Consider the following 22,368-nt stretch of genomic DNA (forward strand, 5'->3'; position numbering starts at 1 on the left):
CTTTAATAGAACCTAAATACTAAGGAATACTTAGCTTAAGATTAGGCATGCCTAATTATTTGGGGGTTAATATGGGATTCGAAGGCTTTTTGGGTATATTAGTTGTTGTAGTTTTTTTCGTAGCAAGTGCTTTTTTTAGTTATAGCGAAACAGTTGATAATGAAAACGAACAACTAGATAAGCTTAATGATGGTATGGGAAATATTATCGCTGATGGTGAACATATGACTAGTCAAGAGGCTGAGGATGCTCAGGCACGAGGCGAGTTATACGACACTTATTACTAGAGCTATTTCATAGGCCAATTTGGCATGCCAAATTGGGGGAGGCTTTTATGAACGAAGAAAAACTGATTAATAACTCTGAGTTATGGCCGTTTTTACCCGCGCTGGCTGAGATCAAGCACCGATTGTGTGGTATTGAAGTAGAATGTGAGCCACTAGGCCTTTCTTTTGATAAGGATATTCATACTGAAGAAGATATGTTACTCACTTTAATATCCCAAAAAGCGTTTGCGTTCGATATAACCAATGAAAATGGGGCTATCTGGGATGTAAGACTGGAGCCCTTTACAAAGTTTAAAGCTCGCAGCACCATAATAAAATTCCCGTTTACCGGCTATAATCCGAATAAGAGACAGCAAATCAGTAATTGGATTATCGAGTTATGTAACTGGGAAGGTGACGTATTTAACGGTATTACTAGGCATTGATATTAATATGAGCGACTCTGACAACATATGAATGGTTTCAGATGTGGGTGTTAATCGTTTTGGCTATTAGTGTAACTTGCCACTACAACAAACTAAAACATGATCTATTTGAAGTAATTAAAGAGAGGAGAATGTAAACATGGGACCTTTGTTAACTGGTTGCGCCATGATTCTGGCGTTAGTAATATTTTTTGCTTTACTATTTCACTTTAATCGTGAAAGCCTCAATAAATTCGGCTGATATCAAATATGTCGAGCAAAGGGGTTAGGCATCTCTGATTCTTGGCACCCAAAAATAGCATTACCCCTTCAATTTTATGTAAAAGCCATTAACAAGAATTTAAATGCGCCTTTTATTGAATTGTGATAGGAAATAAAAGTGTCTAAATCATCCTGGTCGACTCAAAGAATTAGTCGCGTAAAGTAAAGTCACTAGTGCCATTGATAACGTAATTATTAGAAATTTATTCATGTTCACTTTATTCTCTTAACATTAGTCTTCTATAAAAATCGTCAATTATCATATCAACTTAATAAAACTGACATATTAATTAAGTAATTTATTCTATACATCATGGATGATGTTTATGGATACCTAACTCATCCTTACTAACTTTTTTTTGTGAGATGAGATAGGTTATAATGGCCAAAATACTAATTACAATTCTTTTTTTTATTTCTTTAAAATTGGCAGCGGCACCATCAGGCATTCCTAGCAATTTTAGCTGTCCAGATACTTATACAAGTAGTAGTTCATTACATACATGGTCTGCCGTTTCGGGAGCATCATATTATAGAATAAGAACGAAACAATCCTTTGATGGCGAATGGGAAACAACTGATCAGGGACAAAATTCTGTTTATTCGACATCATCTGCTCGACTAACAAATTTGAGAAGTGGTAGTTATAAATCATACTTAAATGCCTGTGATAGTAGCGGCTGTGGTAGCACAGTTACTTGTAGCTTTACTGTTTCTGCGCCACCACCGCCTCAAGTCCCTGTTCCGAAGACCGCTACAAACCCAGTTAACGATGCCATAAATGGAAGTGTCTATAAAGATGGTACTCAAGGTAAATACTATGCTTCTAATAAAGGAAGTCTTATTTATAACTTGCCGATAAAAATACCACGCGGGATTGAAAATATAGAACCAGACCTTTCTCTTAGGTATGATTCTTCACAGCAAAATGGAATTACTGGTCATGGTTGGAGTTTAACGGGTTATTCATATATTTCACGTTGCCCAGCGAGTCTTATTCGTGATGGCTACAGAAGTGGTGTTAATCATAATGATGATTATAAATACTGTTTTAATAATGAACGATTAATCGAGGTTAGTAATAATGAATTTCGTTTAGAAAACGAACAATATATTAAATTTAGGCGTAACCCTTCAAGCGATGATTGGGTAGCTTTTTTACCTAATGGCCAAGAACAGACTTTTGGTGATAATCAAGACTCTAAATTAAAAGATAGTAGTGGATTTGCATATAAATGGTTTATTACATCAACGAAAGATCAATATAGTAACTCAATTATATATTCATATTATTATAGTAATAGCTCAATAAATCTTAATAAGATTGAGTACACCAAAAATAATGCTGGAGGATCTAACCACTCTATAAATTTTTTCTACGAAAACAGAAAAGACATTTCGGAAACCTTTATAGCTGGTAATAAAGAAATTATTGAACAAAGATTAAGTTCTATAATTGTTCAAACTAATGACTCCCAAGTTAGAAACTATTTAATTGATTACTATGTCAATGACTATGAGTATGATGGCGCTGTTTATAATGATCCCCTGTCAATAAGTAGAATCCGAAGCATTACTCAGTGTCATCAAACTGATTTTGATTGTTCTGCTCCTGTTGTATTTAAACTCAATACAATGACACCTAATAAAACACTTATCGACCAAACAAATTATTATAACTTAGAAGATGATATTGCAAACCATCACTATGGCAATGGGATTTTATTACCGGAGGCTGGTTATAGACCATTAAAAGGCAAGAGTCTACGTGGTGATTTTGATGGTGATAATAAACAAGAGATAGTTTGGTGGGAGTGTACAAACTTTTGGTGTAGGCATTATGCACAAATGAGCTCAAATTCGGCACCTATATTAATAGCGTATAACATCCGTAAAAGTTATGGTCACAACCACATTTCGAATATAGAAGGCACTTCTGGAAGTAGTATGGGCCAGGTAATCGACATAAATGGTGATGGTCTTGATGATTATGTAATAACCTCTTTATACAAAGACCATGGATATCAGTTTTACTTGAGCAATGGTACTACATTTACCCATTCGTTAGACTATTCATTATCATTTGAGGAGCTATCTACCTATAAGGAAATCAATTATGATGGAGTAAATTACAATGGACGTTATTCCAACTTTATTGAATTAGAAGATATCAATGGTGATGGTTTAATTGATATTTTAAAAACCACTGCGGCTAAAAGTCGCCCTTATTTTCCCGTTGATTTATTTGCAGGCGGTTATAATAAAATAGAAGTTGCCATTAATAACGGAAATGGTTTTAACTCATTTACCACATGGGGAGAATTAACATCTTATCCCGCATTAACATCTGCTGATTTTGCGATAACGCGCAATGTTAACATTCCAAATCTAGTTGATTTAAATGGAGATGGACGAAAAGATATTATCAGTTTTTTCCCTGGTGGAGGGGTGCAAGTAGGTATTAACAACGGTAGTGCTTTTGTCCCAAACGCTAACTGGGCTAGTAGCTGGGGCTCTTTCCCTAGTCTTCAAGGAGCAACTATAAATATGTTTGGGCAAAAATTTTATGACTGCCCTACACAAGTAGTTGTAACGGAAGGAGCCCCCATTGAATCATTAAATATAGGCGGGGTTAGTGGTCAAATTTCTTCAGGCTTCAATTTTGCAACAAGTGTTTCTAGGTCAGGGAACAGAAACTATAGATATGAAAATAACCTTGTAAAATATGGAGATTTTAATGGTGATGGATTAACTGATGTCGCGTATCTTCGTGAAGATGGTATTTATGTTACTTTATCAACTGGTTCATCATTCGAAGCCCCCTCTTTATGGACAACCGATATTACATTAGAACAAGTTTCTTGTGGTTTTGGTTACCCCAGAGAAAGCCAGCAGTTTTGGAGTGTTGCAGATGTCAATTTAGATGGAAAAACTGATGTTATTCTGAATACACATCGTATAGACGGCAATAATTCAGGACCTGATGATATCAATAATCATTATATCTTATTTTCTTCAAATTCCCTATCGAGTGATAGCCGACTTTATTTCAGTGAGCCAATTTTGGCGACATCCATGCCCTACAATTATAACAGTGAAGGTCTCGACCTATTTTCTACATTAGAAATTACGGCAAGTGGACAATTAATTTTTATTGATGGTTATAGGCTTACAAGTTTACCCGATAAAAACCCTTATGATATAACTGAAAAAGAACAATTAAATGAGTGGAATAACTACCACTCAATATTGGATACCGTGCAAATCACTGAAATAATCTCTAATTTTGGAGCTACAACAGTCCATATTGATTATAAAAATCTTATTGGTAATAACGATATATATACGGAAACAAACGATGTAAGTAGTGATAATTCAACAATTCAGTCAGTAAGTAATAATAGTTTATTTCAGTTTAGTTCTCTCTATGGCGGTTTAAATAGAACCCAAAAAGCAACAGTACCTTATATCGAAGCTCAAAATCTGAAAGTTATTGCTAACATAACAGAATTTTTCAACGGGGAACTTACTCAGGATAGGTCATATAGTTACAAGAATTTAACTCGACATAAATTTGGTTATGGTTTATTGGGTTTTGAAGAAGTAACTGAAGTACAACGTAAAGGAGACAATTCAGAACTAAGCGGTAAAAATTTAAAAATAGTTTCTAAATATCACCAAAAGGCTACAGACAATTATTTACTTTCAAATAAGCTTTATAGCAAAGAGATTTTTGCAACTGATTCTGAAGATAACGAGGTTGATTATGAAATATCAAATCGACTTATTTCAAGAGACTTATACGATTGGAAAGTCAGCGCATTTTACGATGATATAGACCCTTCGCTTTCAAACCCTGATTACGCCGATAGTTACAACTACTATCGAGATAGCCCACACTATTATCAGTTTTTACTAAGAGAGCAAAAGCAAACATTTGAATTAAATACAGGAAATTTAACAGCGACAAAAGTGACTTATTTGCTGCATGAAGACAATGAGACTGTTCCCAAAACTGTATGTAATTCTTTTACTTTAAATTCGTCACATTCAACGACTTTGAACTTAGATTCTTATTTTGATAGTTATGGAAACCCTAGAGAAATAGTTGAACAACATTGTGATAGCTTTAGTATTACAGGAAAGCATACTAAAAATCAGAATATTCTCAATGTAGATACCTACAGTGAATGGTATTTAGGCTTGGTGCAAGGTCCTAAAACCATTCATTGGAATTATGACTATCAACCTCAAAATTTAGATCAAGTAACAAGAGAAAGTCGTTTTATTTTTAATAATAAAGGACGTGTTGAATATGAAACGGTAGAGCCTAACAGTAGTAATGAATTTTGGAAGCAAAATTACTATACATATAATGCTTATGGTTCACTACTTGAACATAAAGAAACAGTAAGAGATTTTACTAACGACGGTCTTACCTTTACTAATAGAGTTACTAAGTATAATGAGCAACATAACCAAAATGGTTTACGTAAACTCATTGTTACTAATCCATTAAATCAAACGTCAGAAGTTCGTTATGATGAACGTTATAATGAGCAAGTATATTTTCGTGATGTAAATAATCAAATTACACTAAGTTCTTTAGACAATTATGGCCGTATTGAGGAAATTAAACACCCTAATAATACAACTACTCTTTATGATTATATTAAGTGCAACAATTGTTTTAGTTATAATTTAGAAGCGACTTGGTATAAACAAGAAAAACAGACAGGCTTATCAGCTAACAGAGTTTATTTTGATGCCCTAGACCGAGAGGTTGGCAAAAGAAATAAAGGGCTACAGGGCCATTTTAATAATAAATATTATCAATACAATGCGTTAGGTAATTTAGTTACTGAATCTAACTTTTTTGATTCTAGCTCAAACCTTGCAGAAACAAATTTCTTTTACGATTTACTTAATCGTCCAACTTCAGTTCACTACCCTACTGGTGCAACAGAAACTTCTTATTATGGCAATTTTGGTTCATATTCTAATTTTTCTAATAGCTTAATTGTTAAAGAAAATAGCTTAGGAAATAGAACCTATTATGAAAAAAATGCATTAGGTAAAGACAAAATTGTTACTGATACTTTAGGTACAAAAGCCTCATATGGATATGATGCGTTAGGTAATATGTCTAATGTAGAAATAAAAGGAACATTAGGCAGTCAAACACATACTTACACCATTGATTACGACAAACTTAGTCGAAAAACACGTTTAATTGACCCTAATGTCGGTCAAATAACATATCAATATAATGCGTTAGGACTACTAACTACACAAACCAATGGCATTAATCAGGTAACTCGTTATAGTTATGATAAATTAGACCGTCAAATTAAACGAGTTGATGACGCGAATAATTCAGGTAGTGCTTCACGCACTCATGCATGGATTTACGATAATAAAACCAACGGTATTGGCTCATTAGGGTTACTGACAGGTTATGACAGTAACGGCACAAGCTTTAAAAAAGATTACACATATAACGCATTAGGCTTACCTGATGAACAGAGCACAACAATTTCAGGTGAAAATTATGAATTAAAGTACCTTTATAACAATCATAATCGTTTCAGTGGATATCACTTCCATGATGGTTATTCAGTGCTTTATGCATTTAATAACTATGGCTATAAACATAAAGTTTATGATGGTGATGACAACCTGTTATGGCAGGCTTATAGTGATGATGCATTTGGTAATATTACAAACTATTCATATGGTAACGGCGATTCTATTACCAAAGTATTTGATTATCAAAACGGCTTAATTGATACCATTCATGCCAACCGTTACGGTATTAATATCCAGAGTCACGATTATGACTTTGATACTGAAGGAAATTTACGTAAACGCCAAGATGGTATTCATAATGTTACTCAAGTTTTTTGTTATGACGAGTTAAATCGCTTAACAGACAATACTCCATCAAGTTGCTCTGATGTGGCTAATGGAAATTATACCAATACTGACTACGCCTACGATATTCTAGGAAATATTACTAAAAAAGAGAATATTTCAGATTACCAATATGGCACCAATGCAGGGCCTAATGCCGTTACTTACGCTAATGGCAGTCGTTATTATTACAATACCGCCGGTCAGATGACGAGTGGTGGTGGTAGAACCATTCGCTATACCAGCTATGGTAAACCTTACCACATGGCTAAAGGAAGCTATTCAACCAGTATAGTTTACGGTTCAGACTTTAAACGTGCTAAACGAATAGAGAATGAGAATGGTCAGAAAACTACTACAACTTATATTGATAAATTAACTGAAATTGTAAATAAACCTAATGGTACGTCAGAAGTTAGACATTATTTAGATGATTTTGCTATTCGAACTAAGAGTTCAAGTAATGAAGAATTAGTTTATTTACATCGCGATCATATTGGTTCCATTGTTGCGAAAACAACACAGCAATTATCTAACAGTAGTCATATTAAATACCAAGCGAATGAGCCATGGGGGCGACGTCAAAATATTCATTGGAATGGTACTATCTACAATGAATTAACCGGCTCTTTATTAGCGCAAAATACGTATGCCACGACACGTGGCTTTACTGACCACGAACATTTAGATGGGGTTGGTTTAATTCATATGAATGGCCGGGTTTATGACCCAATCGTCGGCCGTTTTGTTTCTCCAGATCCATGGATTCAAGAACCTAGTAACAGTCAATCATTTAATCGATATTCTTACGTATGGAATAACCCGTTACGTTATACAGATCCTTCAGGAGAAGTTGTTAAGGCCGCGGTTACAGCAACTAAAATAGCTTATAAACTGAAAAAGAAAGCTGATAAAAATGGTAAACTTGATAAAGACAGTATAGGCGAAACCCTCAAGGAAGAAGGTATGGATATGCTAGATGATGCTATGACCCTAGCTGACCCTGATGCCGGTATCCTTGATAAAGGCGCTGCTACTATTGACTTATTCCTAGGGACTGAGTTTAATAATAAAAAAGTTAATGGCTTAAATAATCAGGTTAAAAATAATGCAGATAATAGTTTAACTAAGCTGGATGAGAAAAAGCCTGAAGGTGTTACAAAGAGGCCAGGCGGTTTCAGGAAGAAAACTTTAAAAGATTCTTGGGACAACGCAGCGGATGGGACGAAACCAGATACAAAGCAGTGCCCGACTTGCGGGAAGGATATAAAGGGCAATCCTCACAAGGGTGAAAAGCGGAACGGGCCTGATGGTTGGGATAATGATCATCATCCAAAATGGAAAGATCGTGACTTAGATGCAATGAATCGTAAGGAAGTTCTTGATGAATATAATAAGGACACACGTTTACGATGCCCTAGTTGTAATAGGTCCGATAATCAATAGGAATACTCATGTCATTAATTCAACACATAGAAAATTACCTAGGAATCATAACGCAGGGCTGGAAAGATAATGATTCTGAATTTGACATACAGATTATATCTTTTAAGGATTGTCCAGGAGAAACGGTCTCAACTTTTCTCTCATTGGGAATGAGCGATCAAGTTTTGGAAATGAGTAATGCTAGGAAAGTAAGGCAGGAATTAGTTTTTTCTGCCTACACTATTTCTATTTCAAGCATGATAGTTTCTTTTCTTATGTCACTCTGTGAATCCATAGTTCGAAGGGGAAAGGGCGTGCTCCGAGGTGAAGTAATACCCTTGTCGTCCGAATTGGCCCAAAGGATTGGTTTTGAGGCTGTTTATTGCTCGATTCCAATCTTTTTCGAAGATGATTTCTGTTCTTATGACGAGTCATCGCCATCAACAGTTATGGTTATGGTAGTACCTATTTACCAGAGTGAAGCTGACTATATTGATAAAAATGGTTGGGGAAATTTTGAGAACTTACTAGAAGAAAAAGACCCTGACTTGTGTTCTATGGAGCGTGGGGCAGTAATTTAATGTTACAAAGAGTGGATGGAAGGGGCCGTGTGACTACAGCTGTATTGCTGATCCTAAAAACTTAACGAATACGAAACTTACTCCTCGTCAAGTGCGTGAAATGAAACGCCTTAATAGAGAGCATAATGATGGTGTTTTGAGATCGGATATGGATGGCACGGTTCTGGTTGATTCTAAGAAGTCAACGAGAGGTGTTACGCCGCCTTCAAGTGAAGCTCAGATTGATCATATTATCTCGTTGGATAAGGGCGTCACTAGAACAAGTACCAACCTGCAAATACTTTCGAGAAAACAAAATAGAGATAAGTTGTATTAGCTCAGACTTGATCTGACAGTTACCCGTTTTTCTATTGGTGACTGTCAGCTTAGATTTGAGCTAAATTCTTCTCAGCCTAAATGCCTTTTTCCTTTGATAAACCAGTGTTTTTTTTGATTGCATAAATTCCATCACTTGTAACCAGTTATTTGTAGTACTTTGCTTAGTTATTACAATATCTAAAATTAAGGTTATATCACCTTCACTAAATTCATAATCGTACTTTGGATATTCACTATATTTTTTGAGTTTCAATGTTGACTCTTCACAAACATTTGCCCAGATTATGTAGCCAAGAGGCTCTCCTCAAAAGTCAGTTATTTTTTGTAGTTTTGATTCTGAACCGAAATTTTTAACCAACTGAGATTTTCTGATGTTGTATTTAATCCATTTGATCTTCTTGACCACTACAGAAAAATAGAATTAAAACATTAATAGAAATAAATTCGGCTTTAGTTTAAGAAACTAATTGTGCAATCAACTCTATCTTATCCTGCTTACTCATATTGACGATTAAATTATTTATGGACTCAATATTAGGAATAAGAGGAATTTTTCTTAAACCTGCATATTCTTCAATTTTATTCGATATACGAATAGCTGGTTCTCGTAACTCCTCAGCTGTCAAAACTGTATAGCCTGCAGTCACATCATTACGCGCTGTTTTGTGGTTTAACAGACGCTTCATCGTGTATGCACCAACACCGATACTTTCAGCTATGGAACAATAAGTTCGGCGAAGATCATGTAGGGTAAATGCCAGCTCTGCTGCACTATTAATACGTTGAATAATTTTCTTTGGCTCAATCACTCTACCTTTTTTATTTTCAGCACCAAATACAAACTTTGATATTTTATATTGAGCTCGCCTGTCTAATATTTCAATTAATTTAGGGGTTAAAGGTAACTCTAAACCAGAGCCGTTTTTTGTACGTTCTAACCAAAACAAATTATCTTTTAAATAAACAGCACCCCATTCAAGCTCTAATAGCTCTGTCTTTCTTAAGCCTGTAAACGCCATGAACTCAACAAAATCACAAACAGTAACTGTAAAGTTTTCTCGGTATGTCATTGCTTCAATTCTAATTTGCTCAATAGCTTCAAAAAATGGTTTAAATTGAGTTGGTCTTAGTCTTGTTTGCTTTCGAGCAACATTATTCCAAGCTCGTTTATCTGACAGTATTGTGACGGGGTTATGTGGAAATAATGTATAGCGATCCGATGACTTATATTCTGATTTAGCAAAATTAAATAGTGCCCTAAGCGTACGCATAGCAAAATCTGCTTGTGCTGGGCTACTTCTGGTGAGATCTGTATGTAATTTATAAATTGCATCTTCCGTCAGGTCTGCCAAGCGCTTATTTAACCAACCTTTAAAATAACAACGCATAACTTGCTCATACCCTCGAAGAGTAGTGTCCTTTAAGTCTCTGCTTAGTTTATATGTTTCATAAACCTCATTTAGTGTAACCCCTGCGGCTCTAAATTGTCGTTTGCTATCATTAGGATTAATGCCCTCAGCAATATCTGCCATGGTCTTTCGAGCTAGTTTTCTAGCTTGCTCGATAGATAATGAAGGAAAGTTTCCTAAAGTTATTGATAGTGGTGTTGTTTTGCCTGACAGCTTTTTATACACCCTAAATGCTTTTTGCCCAGAAAGAGTAATATCCAATACTAATCCTGGCATTTGAACATCATAAAATCGTGTGCGTTTTTTCGGAGCTGTTAACTTAGCAATGGCTTTTTCTGTGAATCTGAAGTGATTATCTTTCATAATGGTGCTACCTCTGTGCTACTTTCAGCTCAAAAACTAGTGCGCTGATAAACATAATAATTTATGCACGAGAGGTTAAACACAATCAATAACCCGTTGAATAATTTATAAAATCAAGTAATCCAACAGATAAATAAGTAAATATAAGTAAGTGTTACAAATAAGCCTCATAATCGGTAGGTCCAGTGTTCAAGTCACTGAGGGGCCACCACTTTCTCTTCCAAGTACATCCATAAAAATCCAAAAATACATGCAAAGTCCTTACTGTATATGACTCTTGTTGATAGACGTTTACGATAGTATCCGCACAATATTTCTATAATCCGTTATTTTTAGTCACACTCAAAGTAACACCAAGAAAGCATTACCAAAACATTCAGCCCCCCTTATCGATAATCATTCAGTTCACATTTAAATAACAGTTAGTAGTCAACAGCCTTCAATTACCTCAAGATCTAGTTTGAATAAAAATAAGCCATGCTACACTAAGCCAATAATTGAATACTTTAGCCAACCGCCGGACGCCACAAACATTTCATGGAATCACTCAATCTTGTTAACTTAATTCAAGCGGGCATTATTGCAACCGGTATCCTTGGCGGCTTGTTATTATGGCTAAATAAACCTGCTGAATATAAAGGCATTGCGGCGTTACTTTTTACTACCGCACTTGCAGCAAGCATTAATATTTTAGAAGAAACCGGCCTTACCCGAGAGATATACCTGATAAGCCCGGTTTTTATCATGCTTTTTGGGCCATTAACTTATTTATCGGCTAAATTACTAATTGATAAAAAACTCGCTAGCAAACAGTGGCTGCATTTATTGCCTGTTATCCCGTTTTTATTATTAACGTCACATATTCAAGTGGTGATCGCCCTTGGCACGCTGTGGCGTTTAGCGTATGCGGCATTAACCGCCTTTATGCTTTTGCAATACAAACGCAGCTTAGATGACGAGCGCTCAGACTCGGAAGACTTTTCACTGACTTGGCTGGTTTGGCTGTTAATTATTACCGCGGCTTTTAACCTAGTCGATCTTATTCGCTTAAATATGCAGCATATGCTTTCTTATGATCTCAATGTTCTAGGGCAAGGCATTAATAACGCTGTTTGGCTAATTGCGGTGATAGTGATCATAATCAAACTTCAAATGAGACAACGCATCCCTAAAGCAAGAGCGTGTTTAAAAGATAATTTAATAGATAACTCAACTAATAGCTCAAAAGTAAAGCCGCTTAATCAGCAAGAAAACCAAGCAAGCTTTCAAGCAAGTTACCAATCACTATTTAATGAACTTGATGACTTAATTACGTCAAATCAGTGGTTTTTAAAAGCACGTTTAACGCTAACTGATATTAGCGATTTTACCGGCATGCAAACGCGTGATATTTCTCGTGCGATTAATCTTTCCACCCAAAAATCATTCAATGAATACATCAATACTTACCGAGTTGAGTATGTGTGTCAGGCTTTGAAGAAAAATACGAAAAAATCCTTGTTAGATATTTCAATCGATGCTGGCTTTAGCTCTAAAGCCTCATTTAATAAGGTGTTCAAGCAACTTAAGGGCATTACACCTAGTGAGTATAAAGCGCATCAACAAGGCTAAAATCACGATTATAGCCGACTAAAAACATGATTTAGGGCGACGAAAATAGCCGATGCGATTAACTTCTTATTTTTACATATGGAGTTGAACATGAACCTTTATTTATTATTGCTAACCCCGCTTTTATTAGCTTTTGTTGTCGCTTGTAGTGCCAGCCCTGAAAATCCTCCTTTGGTAGACGACAGTTTTTTATTAACCAATGTCAATATTGTTGATGTTGAAAACCAAAAAATTCAACCGGCAAAAAATATACTGATTAACAACGGCAAAATAGAAAAAATTGCTGATAGCCATAAAAGCATTAAGGTAAATAAACTAACAGTGATTGACGGTAAAGGCGGATATATCACCCCTGGGCTTATTGATATGCATGTGCATATGTATGAACCCGCCGCTTATATGTTAACGCTAAGTCATGGCGTAACTCACGTCAGAGTCATGAACGGTGTGCCAAAGCAGCTGACTTGGCGCGACAATATTGAAGCAGGTATTCAAATAGGCAGCAGTTCAAGTGTCAGTAGCCCTATTCTATCGGGCTATGAAAACGCCTCATTACACCATTATGTAAGCACTGCTGAACAAGCAAAAAAAGCCGTTCAAACTTATCAAGCACAAGGTTACGACTTAATAAAAGCCTATGGCAACCTTAATCAAGCCGCGCTTTCAGGTATTATCGAACAAGCACAAACGTTAGGTTTTCCGGTTGCTAAACATGGTCCGCACCCATCAGGTGATTTGCCTTTTTCACAGCTTAGCAATATGCAATCGTTTGAACACGTCGAAGATATTTTTCAAGGCCCACTTAATCATCAAATAGCTCCCGAGCAATTAGGGGAAATAATATCAGCATTAAAAGCAACTGATGTGCCGATCACGCCAACCTTAAATATTTATCAGCAATTAACCCAAATCAGTCAGTACAAAGACGAGTTTTTGGCAACAACATCCCCAGAATATACTTCTGATATTATCGCCTTTGAAGCCAATCATAATCAGGTAAAACGTTGGTTAGAAGCATCTGATGACATGGCTGCTTACAACCAAAAAGTATTTAACTTTTTACTGCTAATTACCAAGCGCTTGCACGAAAATAACATCGACTTATTGGTTGGTTCAGACTCAGGAGTATTACTTTCTCCTCATGGTATCGCGACACACAATGAAATGCAGCTATTAGCAAAAGCTGGCCTTAGCCCATATGAAGTACTCGCTGCCGCCACCATCAACCCGGCTAAAGCGCTAAAGCTCGATCAACAGCTAGGTAAAATAGCGCAGTATTATCAAGCCGACTTTATTTTTTCAACAGCCAATCCGATTGAAAATTTAACTGTACTAAAAACACCTGATGCGGTGGTGAAAAACGGTCGTTGGTACTCTCAAGAAATGCTCATAAAAATGCGACAACAAGCCATTAACCAGCGCAGCGTTTGGCAAGAAATCAGTGTTTTATTTCAAGGGTTATAAAAATAAAAAGCATAGTGGCTGTTCGCTTAAAGCTCTAAAACTAACCATCAAAGCTTAGGTGCTGCTTGCGAAATGCGAGTGGCGTCATTCCAAATTGCCGTTTGAAGAAATGGTTAAAATACTGAGCACTATTAAAGCCACACAATGAAGCTATTTCATACAAGGGTATAACTGACTTTATTAGCTCATTTTTTGCAAACCTCATCCGTATATTTAGCAACTCAGTATGTGCAGTGTGACCAAATTCTTGTCTAAATTTAGCATCTAAAGTACGTCGCGTAATACCACAAGTATCAGAGGCGCTTTCTACACAATAATAGCGGTTAGACAGGTTGTTAAGCATTTCACTTAGTGCAACTCTAACGACAGCATCGTTCACGGCTAAATTGTCGGTACTCCTTCTTGAAGTTACACCAGAAGGTACAATTTTTTGATTACTCGACTGGATTGATTCACCTGTAAGTATACGCTGAAGCAATTTAGCCCCCTCGTAACCCAACCGTTCTACATTATGGTTAATACTCGACAGCGGTACCTGTAAAGAATTGGCGATCAAATCATTATTATCCACACCTAAAATTGCCACCTGTTCAGGTACTTGAATATTATTGTTAATGCAGGCTTCAAGTACGATACTCGCATCAAGATCGCGTGTTGCCATTATTGCCGTTGGTGTACTCGTATTTTTTAGATGTTGTACTAGCTTCATCGATTTATCTGCCCAACTCCCTTGAGTATTTCGCATAGTCCAGTCACTTATCGATAATGCTTTACTTTCAATGGCGCTAAAAAAACCTACTTTTCGTTCACTAGCCACTTTGTCATCGGTGGTTGAAAAAAAGGCAAAGTGTTTATAGCCTTTTGCTAAATAATAATGGGCCGCTGTTTTACCTATCATATGATTATCAGCCGTAACTCGCGGCGCCATTATATCTTCCCTTAGTATTGATAAATCAACAAAGGGCACGCCAGTTTCTAAAACAAAGTCGACCACTGAATTATCATGAGTTAACAGGCTAACTATGCCATCGCCTTGCCAACCATGTGGAATATTACCAGTAATTGCCATTTCACAATTTAAGTGCCAATTATGTTTAGCGGCAAAGTTCGCCACACCGCGATGTGTTCGGTGATCGTATCGCGATAACGCTAGTAGTACGCGCGGGCTATCACTTCGTTCATGTATCAGTTCTGACTTTATGGACATGCGTAACCCCTCTGTCAATTTCCATATTTTGTAATTTTAATATCATTTATTGCAATTGAAGTCTGCCAAATTTCATTGTTATACTCAATCAATAAATTTAAATACAATAAATAAATTTTAAATATGAAAACGATAAGAAAAGTAGTTGCAACAACTTTGATGGCATTGTCATTTGGTTTAACGGCATGTGCTTCAACATCACCAACCCCGCCTTCAACTAACGCTATCGCCAAAGATCTGCAGCGCGTAGCAGATTGGCAAATAGCAAACTTTCGTGGCACCTACAGTGGTCGAGAAAAGCCTCATCATATTCGAGACTGGACTAACGGAGCACTGTACGTAGGTATGTTGAAATGGAGCGAAATTGCGGGAGATCCTCGTTATCAAAATTGGTTAAAAGCAATTGCAACACGTAGTGAATGGGATATGCACTGGCGGAAATATATGGCCGATGATCATGTTATTGGTCAACTTCATCTTGAGTTATATCGACGCTACAACGATGCCAGTATGTTAACGAAAACTAAACAACGGCTAGATTACATTATGGCTAACCCAAGCAAACAACCTATTACGTTAGATAATTACAAACATCTAGAGCGTTGGACATGGTGCGATGCATTATTTATGGGTCCACCTGTTTGGGCAAAAATGTCGAACATCACTGGCGATCAAAAATACAACAATTGGATGTTTGAAGAGTTTAAAGCGACAACCGAACATCTTTATGATCAAAACGAAGCACTTTTCTATCGCGACAACAGCTACATAGGGAAAAAGGTTGATGATGAAAAAATTTTTTGGTCTCGAGGCAATGGTTGGGTCTACGCAGGTTTAACCTTAATAATGGATGAACTTAAACCGGGCTCAACACAATACGCATACTACCAAGCTCTTTTTGTCCAAATGTCAGCAACCTTAAAACGAATTCAAACACCGAAAGGGCATTGGTCAATGAGCCTTTTGAATGCTAAAAACTACCCAACACCTGAAACAAGTGGCACTTCTTTTTTCACCTACGGTATGGCTTGGGGTGTCAACAATGGGCTGCTGGATAAAAATGAATACTTACCAAGTATTACCCGAGCTTGGCATGCCTTAACCACGCATATTACTGACGAAGGAATGCTTGGCTATGTGCAACCGATTGGCGCAGCACCTGGCGATGCTTGGGCAGATAAAACGGAAGTTTATGGCACAGGCGCCTTCCTTGCCGCAGGCAGTGAATTATACAAATTACTCAAAGGACCACTCCCCATTAGTATTGCTCGCTCTGAAAAGCTCGACTACGCCATAGCGATAAGCAACAAAGCCTTAGCGCAAGAATACGCAAAATAATGACAAAAAATACGCTATCGGCATTCAACAAAATGCCGACAGCACCTGCTAACAAAGATGAATTAAAATAATGAACGTAAAATACACTATAGGAAAAAACGAATATCGCCACATGAGCACACAGCAAGTGCGTGATACATTTTTAATAGACACCTTGTTTAAAAGTGGTGAAATTGCGCTAACTTATTGTGAGGTAGAGCGAGGCATACTAGGTTCGGCTGTACCAACGAATAAAGACCTTACGCTAGAAGCTGGCGCAAAATTAGCCGCTGAATATTTTTGTCAACGACGCGAACTTGGTGTGCTTAATATTGGCGGCGCAGGTGTAATTTCCGTAGATGGTTCTGACTACTCAATGGCGAAATTAGACTGCTTATACATAGGTCGTGGTGCAAAAAACATTCGCTTTAGCAGTACCTGTAAAACAACGCCAGCTAAGTATTATTTACTAAGCTACCCTGCTCATGCGAGTTACCCCACAACGCATGCGTCGCAGCAAGACGCTACCCCCATAGAATTAGGGGCACAAGAAGATGCTAATCAACGCACTATTTTTCAGTACATTCACCCTAATGGCATTCAAAGCTGCCAATTAGTTATGGGTTATACAAAATTAAAATCTGGCAGTGTTTGGAATACCATGCCAGCACATACGCACGAACGACGCACCGAAGTCTATATGTATTTTGATATTGCCCCTGAAAACGTAGTGTTTCACTTTATGGGGCCACAAGACGAAACGCGACATATTGCAGTACACAATCAGCAAGCTGTTGTATCGCCAATGTGGTCGATTCATTCTGGCTGTGGCACACAAGCATATAGCTTTTGTTGGGGGATGGGCGGTGAAAACCAGCGTTTCGACGACATGGACCACATCGAAAAAACCTCGCTTCGATAATGAAATATTCACCATCTGAACAGCTAAGTTGAAATTTCACATTTTTATACAGGTTTAAGCCATGAAAAAAGCAGTTAAACAATTTTCATCGACACGCGTATTAGCCTTCGTAATTGGGTTGTTGACGCCACTTTTGAGCGTAGCAAAGCCGATAGTATTAAATAACAATGCCGGTTGGTGTTGGTATCAAGACGAGCGCGTTATTGTTCACAATGGCAAACTATTTTTTGCTTCTGTTGCAAGTATTTTGGGCACTGATGGCAAAAATCGCAGTGGGAATATCGAAGTTGGAAGTTATCACTTATCAGGACAATCAGCGCCAACAATAAGCCAAATGCACGATGGCTTAGAAGACGACGATCACAACGTTCCTGCTTTACTTGCCCTGCCCGATAACAACGTGCTAGCGGTATATTCAAAACATAATACTGATCGAATGGTACGTTATCGCATAACATCAAGTCCTAATCAGCCGAACAACTGGCAAAATGAAGTCGCGCTTAAGCGAAAAGACAAGGTTACTTACGCCAACTTAATGCGATTAAGTAACGAAAATAACGGCAAAGGTCGTATTTATAATTTCTACCGTGGCATTAACTTTAACCCGACATTTGATACTTCAGATGACAACGGTAAAACGTGGTCCAAAGGTACGCACTTCATCACTAATAAAGGTCGTCCGTATGTAAAATATATTTCAAATGACAAAGACAAAATTCACTTTGTCACCACCGAACAACACCCTCGTGTATTCGACAATAGTATTTATCATGGCTATATCAAAAACGGTGACGTATTCAAAACAGACGGTACTTTTATTCAACATATAAACGACGGACCATTTGAGCCAACCGCGCTCACTAAAGTTTATCAAGGCGGTAAAGACAACGTAGCATGGACAACCGATTTACATATCGATGAAAATGGCCATCCATTTACAGTATTTTCGGTGCAAATGAATGACAGCACCAAAAACCGCTGGCAAGGCGAAATGCATGGCGATGACATGCGTTACTATCTTGCCAAATGGGTTGAACCTAGCTGGTGGCAACTAGGACAAAAAGCAAAATGGCAAGTCAATGAAATCGCTTATGCGGGGTCGCGCTTATACAACAAAGAACAAGACTACACGGGCTTGGCAGCATTAAACCCACAAAACGCAAATGAAATGGTCATTTCTACCAATGCGGATCCAACAACAGGTGAACCACTAATAAGCAAAGCCGATGGTAAACGTCATTGGGAGCTATTTAAAGGCACATCAACCGATAATGGCAAGTCATTTACTTGGGCTGCACTAACGCAAAACTCCAGTGAAGATAATTTGCGCCCAGTGATCCCTGTTAATAAAGAGAACGACAATATGTACCTTACTTGGATGCGCGGTAAATATGTCTCTTATATCGAAATTGATACACAATTAATGCTAGCAATAAACCCTAAGCCTATTTCGATGCTGGATTCATCGTTATGAGAAAGGTTAGATTGATACTTTCTTGTTTAATGCTATTGGGTATTGGGTATTGGGTATTGGCGCTTGTGCCATGATAGTCTCAAATAACACCATTCCCACTGCATCTAATGGTGGCCGATATTGCCGCTCTATGTCGCGATGATAATTGCGTTAATACTGGTCACCTATATTCCAGAAATTAGCGAATTTTTACCACGCTTGTTTGGTTTGATGTAATACTTACAATCTCATTTTCAGCTAGTAACTTGCCTTAGGCTTTTTAAGCAGGTTATCTGACTTTAACTTGCCAGTGGTATTGCCCTTGTGTGCATCAGAAACTTTAATAGAGTGAAGGCGATACAAAGCGATATTCCATTGAACTCAACCTATTGAAGAGGATTAAGGTTTTTCCCATCAAACTCACACTATCATCGTTAATATTTAAGTAAGGCTTTACCTAAAATAGTTGAAATGATTTAGGTATAACTTGAAGGCATTACCTTCATACAAACCGAATTTTACTAACTGTGTAGTGGTCAAGTTAAATTGGCCACGGTTTTATAGTAACACCCATGTACACGATAGCTGTATACTCATATTTCTCTGCTTAAACCAAGTGTCATAACACTTTCAACTGGCATTAATAATTTGTCAGGACCACCACTTTTTGACTCGTAGAGCTTTATAAAAAGTCCTGTTTGTAAAGGTTGGTTATTCCAACTAATAGAAAAGTTATTAGACAAACTTTCTGAAGGCATATCTATTGAAATAGAAGCCTTGGTTCCAAGTGAGGTAAAAATAATGCCCACTAATAATAAAGCTCTAATCAGCATGAAAACCCCATATTAATTTTACATACAATCCAATATTTTTATACTTAAACACCACGTCAACATAAAGGTCAATATTTAAACAAATAAAATTAAATATTTAACAAGTAAATGGTATTACGAAAAAATACACTAACGTTTCAATTTTCACCGACTCTACTTTAAATCGATCAATATATTGGAGTTGATAAAGAAAGCTTATGCTAGTGTTAACATTATTCACTTATTTCTTTTTATATCGGTGTGAAACAAGTCGCAATCGAAAGTTAAAAGACATTAGATGCCCAAATTAAACAAAAAAAACAACACAATGACGAAAACGATGCAAGTTAAATACGAATGGCGTAAGCGAGAAAAAGCGCTATATTTGCCAAAAAACAAACCTGAAATGGTTACGGTTCCCCCCTGTAAATTCATTACTATTTCAGGTGAAGGCAGCCCCGCTGAGCCTAAATTCACCCAGCATATCGAAGCTTTATACTCATTGGCATATACAATAAAAATGGTGCCGAAAAAAATGCCAGTAAAACCCGTCGGCTATTTTGACTTTACCGTTTATCCATTAGAAGGTGTTTGGGATATTAATGAAACGGCAAAACGTCATTTCAACGGCAGCATCAATAAAGCCGATTTAGTCTATAAACTTATGATTCGGCAGCCTGATTTTATTGATGAAAATTTTTACCAACAAATGCTCGAGTTGGCAAAAGCAAAAAAGAAAAATCCACTATTAGATAAGGTTAATTTTGAAGTGATATCTGAAGGCTTATGTGTGCAAATTTTGCACCTCGGCTCTTTCGATAATGAACCGGAAAGCTTTGCATTAATGGAAGCGTTTGCAAAAGCTGAAGGTTTGATCCGAATTGCTAAAACGCATAGAGAAATTTACTTGTCTGATCCTCGAAAAGTAGCACAAGAGAAACTAAAAACAGTATTAAGATTTCAGGCAAAAACAACAACCTAAGCACGTAACTACGGGTAAAAAATAATAAAGCACAGCGACTCGTCAAGACAGCAAGGCAATGCAGAAAATCAAGGCAACACGCCAATGTAACAATATGTACAACAAGTTACATTTGGCGATTATTTGAACTATAATTTGCGCTATTGAACTATAATTTGAGCTATAGGAGAATGTTATGATCAACCCAGTGAACACAAATTCTGTACCGCTTTCGACCAGAGTCATCCAATCTGCTGGTGAGGCTGCTGAAAAAAATGTTGTGCCGGGTCAAACAGATCCTTCTATTGTCGCCACGCCAGAAAACGTTAACAAAGCAGTTGATTACGCAGCTGATGGCGTCGCAAATAAACAACAAACCGAGCAAGCTAACCAAGAAGCCATTCGCAGCTTAGTGGTTGATGTAAACCATGCGCAGCATCAACAAGATCTTGTTGACCAATATATCGCGCAATCAACTGACACCAATGAAAGTTCACCAACCGTCAATGTATATGAGCTAGCGCAGCAGCAAAAGAAAACCAACACGATTGAAACCTTAAGCAATGTTTCTGAGGCTAAAGACAGATTTTCTGATGCGATAACGCCAAGTGAACCGTCACGCTTTCATATTCAGGCTTAACAGTTAGTCTCTTTTATTAATGCATAACTTATTTGAATAACTTGAACACTAGCTGCCGGCTAATGTTCAAGTTAATGTCTATTGCTTTACTAATTCACTAGATTTCCGCTCTTTATAGTTGAGCAACCAAACAAACAAAGCGCCCGTTATAAACATAAGTAACGAATAGCACGTTGGCGCTATCGCCATTTCGGTATTATTTAATATGCTCAATGCCACCACTATCGCGGTTGCGCCATTTTGCAGCCCTACTTCTAACGAAATCGTTTTACTTTGCGCTTCGTTTAATTTTGCCAGCTTTGCCAAGCTGTAACCCAAAATCATACAGACCAGATTAAGAGTAAGTGCGGCAACACCCGCTTGCATGAAATACCCTGCCATCTGTTCAATATTTTTGATGACTATGCTGGTCACAATCAAGAATAAAAATACCATCGAAAAACGCTTAACGTATTTTTCAGCACGTTGGGCAAATTGCCTTTTATAAGCATTTATTACCATGCCGATAGTGATGGGAATTAAAGTAATGACCACCAATTGCAATATGGTTCTCAGCACAGGTAATTCAACTTGTTGCCCTTCTCCCATCAGTAGTTGCATAAAAAATACAATCAGCACCGGTACTGAAAATGGCGCAATAATACTCACCACAGAGGTTAGCGTTACCGATAACGCAATATCGCCACGGGCTAGAAATGTATATAAATTTGAAACCATGCCTCCTGGGCATAAAGACAAAATCATCAAACCAACCGCTAATGCGCCTTGTAAATCAAATAACAACACCACAGCATAAGCGAGCAATGGCAACATCACCATTTGTGCAAACACACCTAAAGCCACTGCTTTCGGCCGTGTAATTATTAAAGAAAAATCTCTTAACCTAAGCGCTAAGCCCATGCCAAGCATAATGATAAAAAGTGAGGCAGGAAGAATAATGTTGATCAGAAAACCAGCTTGCATAATTGTTTTATTTTTATTTTAAGAAGATAAAACCAA

General features: G+C 37.2%; 15 protein-coding genes. 11 read left to right on the plus strand and 4 right to left on the minus strand.

The genetic code is table 11. From position 1 onward, the window contains the following. Positions 1-47: 47 nt before the first annotated feature. The 4 genes from ACRRSQ_RS05090 (at position 48) to ACRRSQ_RS05105 (ending at position 8,892) form a co-directional block, all read left to right on the plus strand. Entirely contained in the window at positions 48-287 is a 240-nt protein-coding gene (locus ACRRSQ_RS05090; protein ID WP_440874623.1) for a hypothetical protein, read from the plus strand. A 47-nt stretch (positions 288-334) separates the two neighbouring features. Next, positions 335-712, plus strand: a complete 378-nt coding sequence (locus ACRRSQ_RS05095; RefSeq protein WP_440874624.1) for a hypothetical protein — start codon at positions 335-337, stop codon at positions 710-712. A 642-nt stretch (positions 713-1,354) separates the two neighbouring features. Next, complete coding sequence (locus ACRRSQ_RS05100; protein WP_440874625.1) at positions 1,355-8,332, plus strand: RHS repeat-associated core domain-containing protein; 6,978 nt, start codon at positions 1,355-1,357, stop codon at positions 8,330-8,332. A gap of 8 nt (positions 8,333-8,340) precedes the next feature. After that, positions 8,341-8,892 (plus strand): suppressor of fused domain protein, encoded by a 552-nt coding sequence (locus ACRRSQ_RS05105; protein WP_440874626.1) that lies wholly within the window; start codon positions 8,341-8,343, stop codon positions 8,890-8,892. A gap of 773 nt (positions 8,893-9,665) precedes the next feature. Here the strand turns inward: ACRRSQ_RS05105 and ACRRSQ_RS05110 are convergent. Then, complete coding sequence (locus ACRRSQ_RS05110; protein WP_440874627.1) at positions 9,666-10,982, minus strand: tyrosine-type recombinase/integrase; 1,317 nt, start codon at positions 10,980-10,982, stop codon at positions 9,666-9,668. 537 nt (positions 10,983-11,519) lie between these two features. On the opposite strand from ACRRSQ_RS05110, the gene ACRRSQ_RS05115 reads away from it, so the two are divergent. Both ACRRSQ_RS05115 and ACRRSQ_RS05120 read left to right on the plus strand, forming a co-directional pair. After that, positions 11,520-12,593 carry a helix-turn-helix domain-containing protein gene (locus ACRRSQ_RS05115; protein ID WP_440874628.1) on the plus strand — a complete coding sequence of 358 codons (1,074 nt, stop codon included), beginning with the start codon at positions 11,520-11,522 and terminating at the stop codon, positions 12,591-12,593. Positions 12,594-12,683: 90 nt separating this feature from the next. Further along, the gene (locus ACRRSQ_RS05120; RefSeq protein WP_440874629.1) at positions 12,684-14,057 is read left to right on the plus strand and encodes an amidohydrolase family protein; all 1,374 of its coding nucleotides are present in this window, start codon (positions 12,684-12,686) and stop codon (positions 14,055-14,057) included. Positions 14,058-14,097: 40 nt separating this feature from the next. On the opposite strand, the gene ACRRSQ_RS05125 is transcribed toward ACRRSQ_RS05120, so the two are convergent. After that, on the minus strand, positions 14,098-15,264 hold the full coding sequence (locus ACRRSQ_RS05125; protein ID WP_440874630.1) for an AraC family transcriptional regulator: 1,167 nt from the start codon (positions 15,262-15,264) through the stop codon (positions 14,098-14,100). Positions 15,265-15,387: 123 nt separating this feature from the next. Here ACRRSQ_RS05125 and ACRRSQ_RS05130 point away from each other — a divergent pair, with 123 nt between their 5' ends. The 3 genes from ACRRSQ_RS05130 to ACRRSQ_RS05140 all read left to right on the plus strand — a co-directional run bounded on the left by ACRRSQ_RS05130 (position 15,388) and on the right by ACRRSQ_RS05140 (position 18,977). Next, positions 15,388-16,602 carry a glycoside hydrolase family 88/105 protein gene (locus ACRRSQ_RS05130; RefSeq protein WP_440874631.1) on the plus strand — a complete coding sequence of 405 codons (1,215 nt, stop codon included), beginning with the start codon at positions 15,388-15,390 and terminating at the stop codon, positions 16,600-16,602. A 70-nt stretch (positions 16,603-16,672) separates the two neighbouring features. After that, positions 16,673-17,503, plus strand: coding sequence for a 5-dehydro-4-deoxy-D-glucuronate isomerase (gene kduI, locus ACRRSQ_RS05135; protein WP_440874632.1), 831 nt, complete (start codon positions 16,673-16,675; stop codon positions 17,501-17,503). 61 nt (positions 17,504-17,564) lie between these two features. Continuing rightward, positions 17,565-18,977 (plus strand): BNR-4 repeat-containing protein, encoded by a 1,413-nt coding sequence (locus ACRRSQ_RS05140; protein ID WP_440874633.1) that lies wholly within the window; start codon positions 17,565-17,567, stop codon positions 18,975-18,977. A gap of 572 nt (positions 18,978-19,549) precedes the next feature. Here the strand turns inward: ACRRSQ_RS05140 and ACRRSQ_RS05145 are convergent. Beyond that, positions 19,550-19,789, minus strand: a complete 240-nt coding sequence (locus ACRRSQ_RS05145; RefSeq protein WP_440874634.1) for a hypothetical protein — start codon at positions 19,787-19,789, stop codon at positions 19,550-19,552. A 307-nt stretch (positions 19,790-20,096) separates the two neighbouring features. Between ACRRSQ_RS05145 and ACRRSQ_RS05150 the strand changes: the two genes are divergently transcribed. Together ACRRSQ_RS05150 and ACRRSQ_RS05155 are read left to right on the plus strand one after the other, a co-directional pair. Further along, positions 20,097-20,750 (plus strand): GyrI-like domain-containing protein, encoded by a 654-nt coding sequence (locus ACRRSQ_RS05150; RefSeq protein WP_440874635.1) that lies wholly within the window; start codon positions 20,097-20,099, stop codon positions 20,748-20,750. Between the two features lie 175 nt (positions 20,751-20,925). Then, complete coding sequence (locus ACRRSQ_RS05155) at positions 20,926-21,369, plus strand: hypothetical protein (RefSeq protein ID WP_440874636.1); 444 nt, start codon at positions 20,926-20,928, stop codon at positions 21,367-21,369. A gap of 78 nt (positions 21,370-21,447) precedes the next feature. Here the strand turns inward: ACRRSQ_RS05155 and ACRRSQ_RS05160 are convergent, their stop codons facing one another. Continuing rightward, the gene (locus ACRRSQ_RS05160; RefSeq protein WP_440874637.1) at positions 21,448-22,332 is read right to left on the minus strand and encodes a bile acid:sodium symporter family protein; all 885 of its coding nucleotides are present in this window, start codon (positions 22,330-22,332) and stop codon (positions 21,448-21,450) included. Between the last annotated feature and the right edge of the window lie 36 nt (positions 22,333-22,368).

This window comes from Thalassotalea sp. PLHSN55 (assembly GCF_052030545.1).
Lineage (GTDB): Bacteria > Pseudomonadota > Gammaproteobacteria > Enterobacterales > Alteromonadaceae > CANMXU01.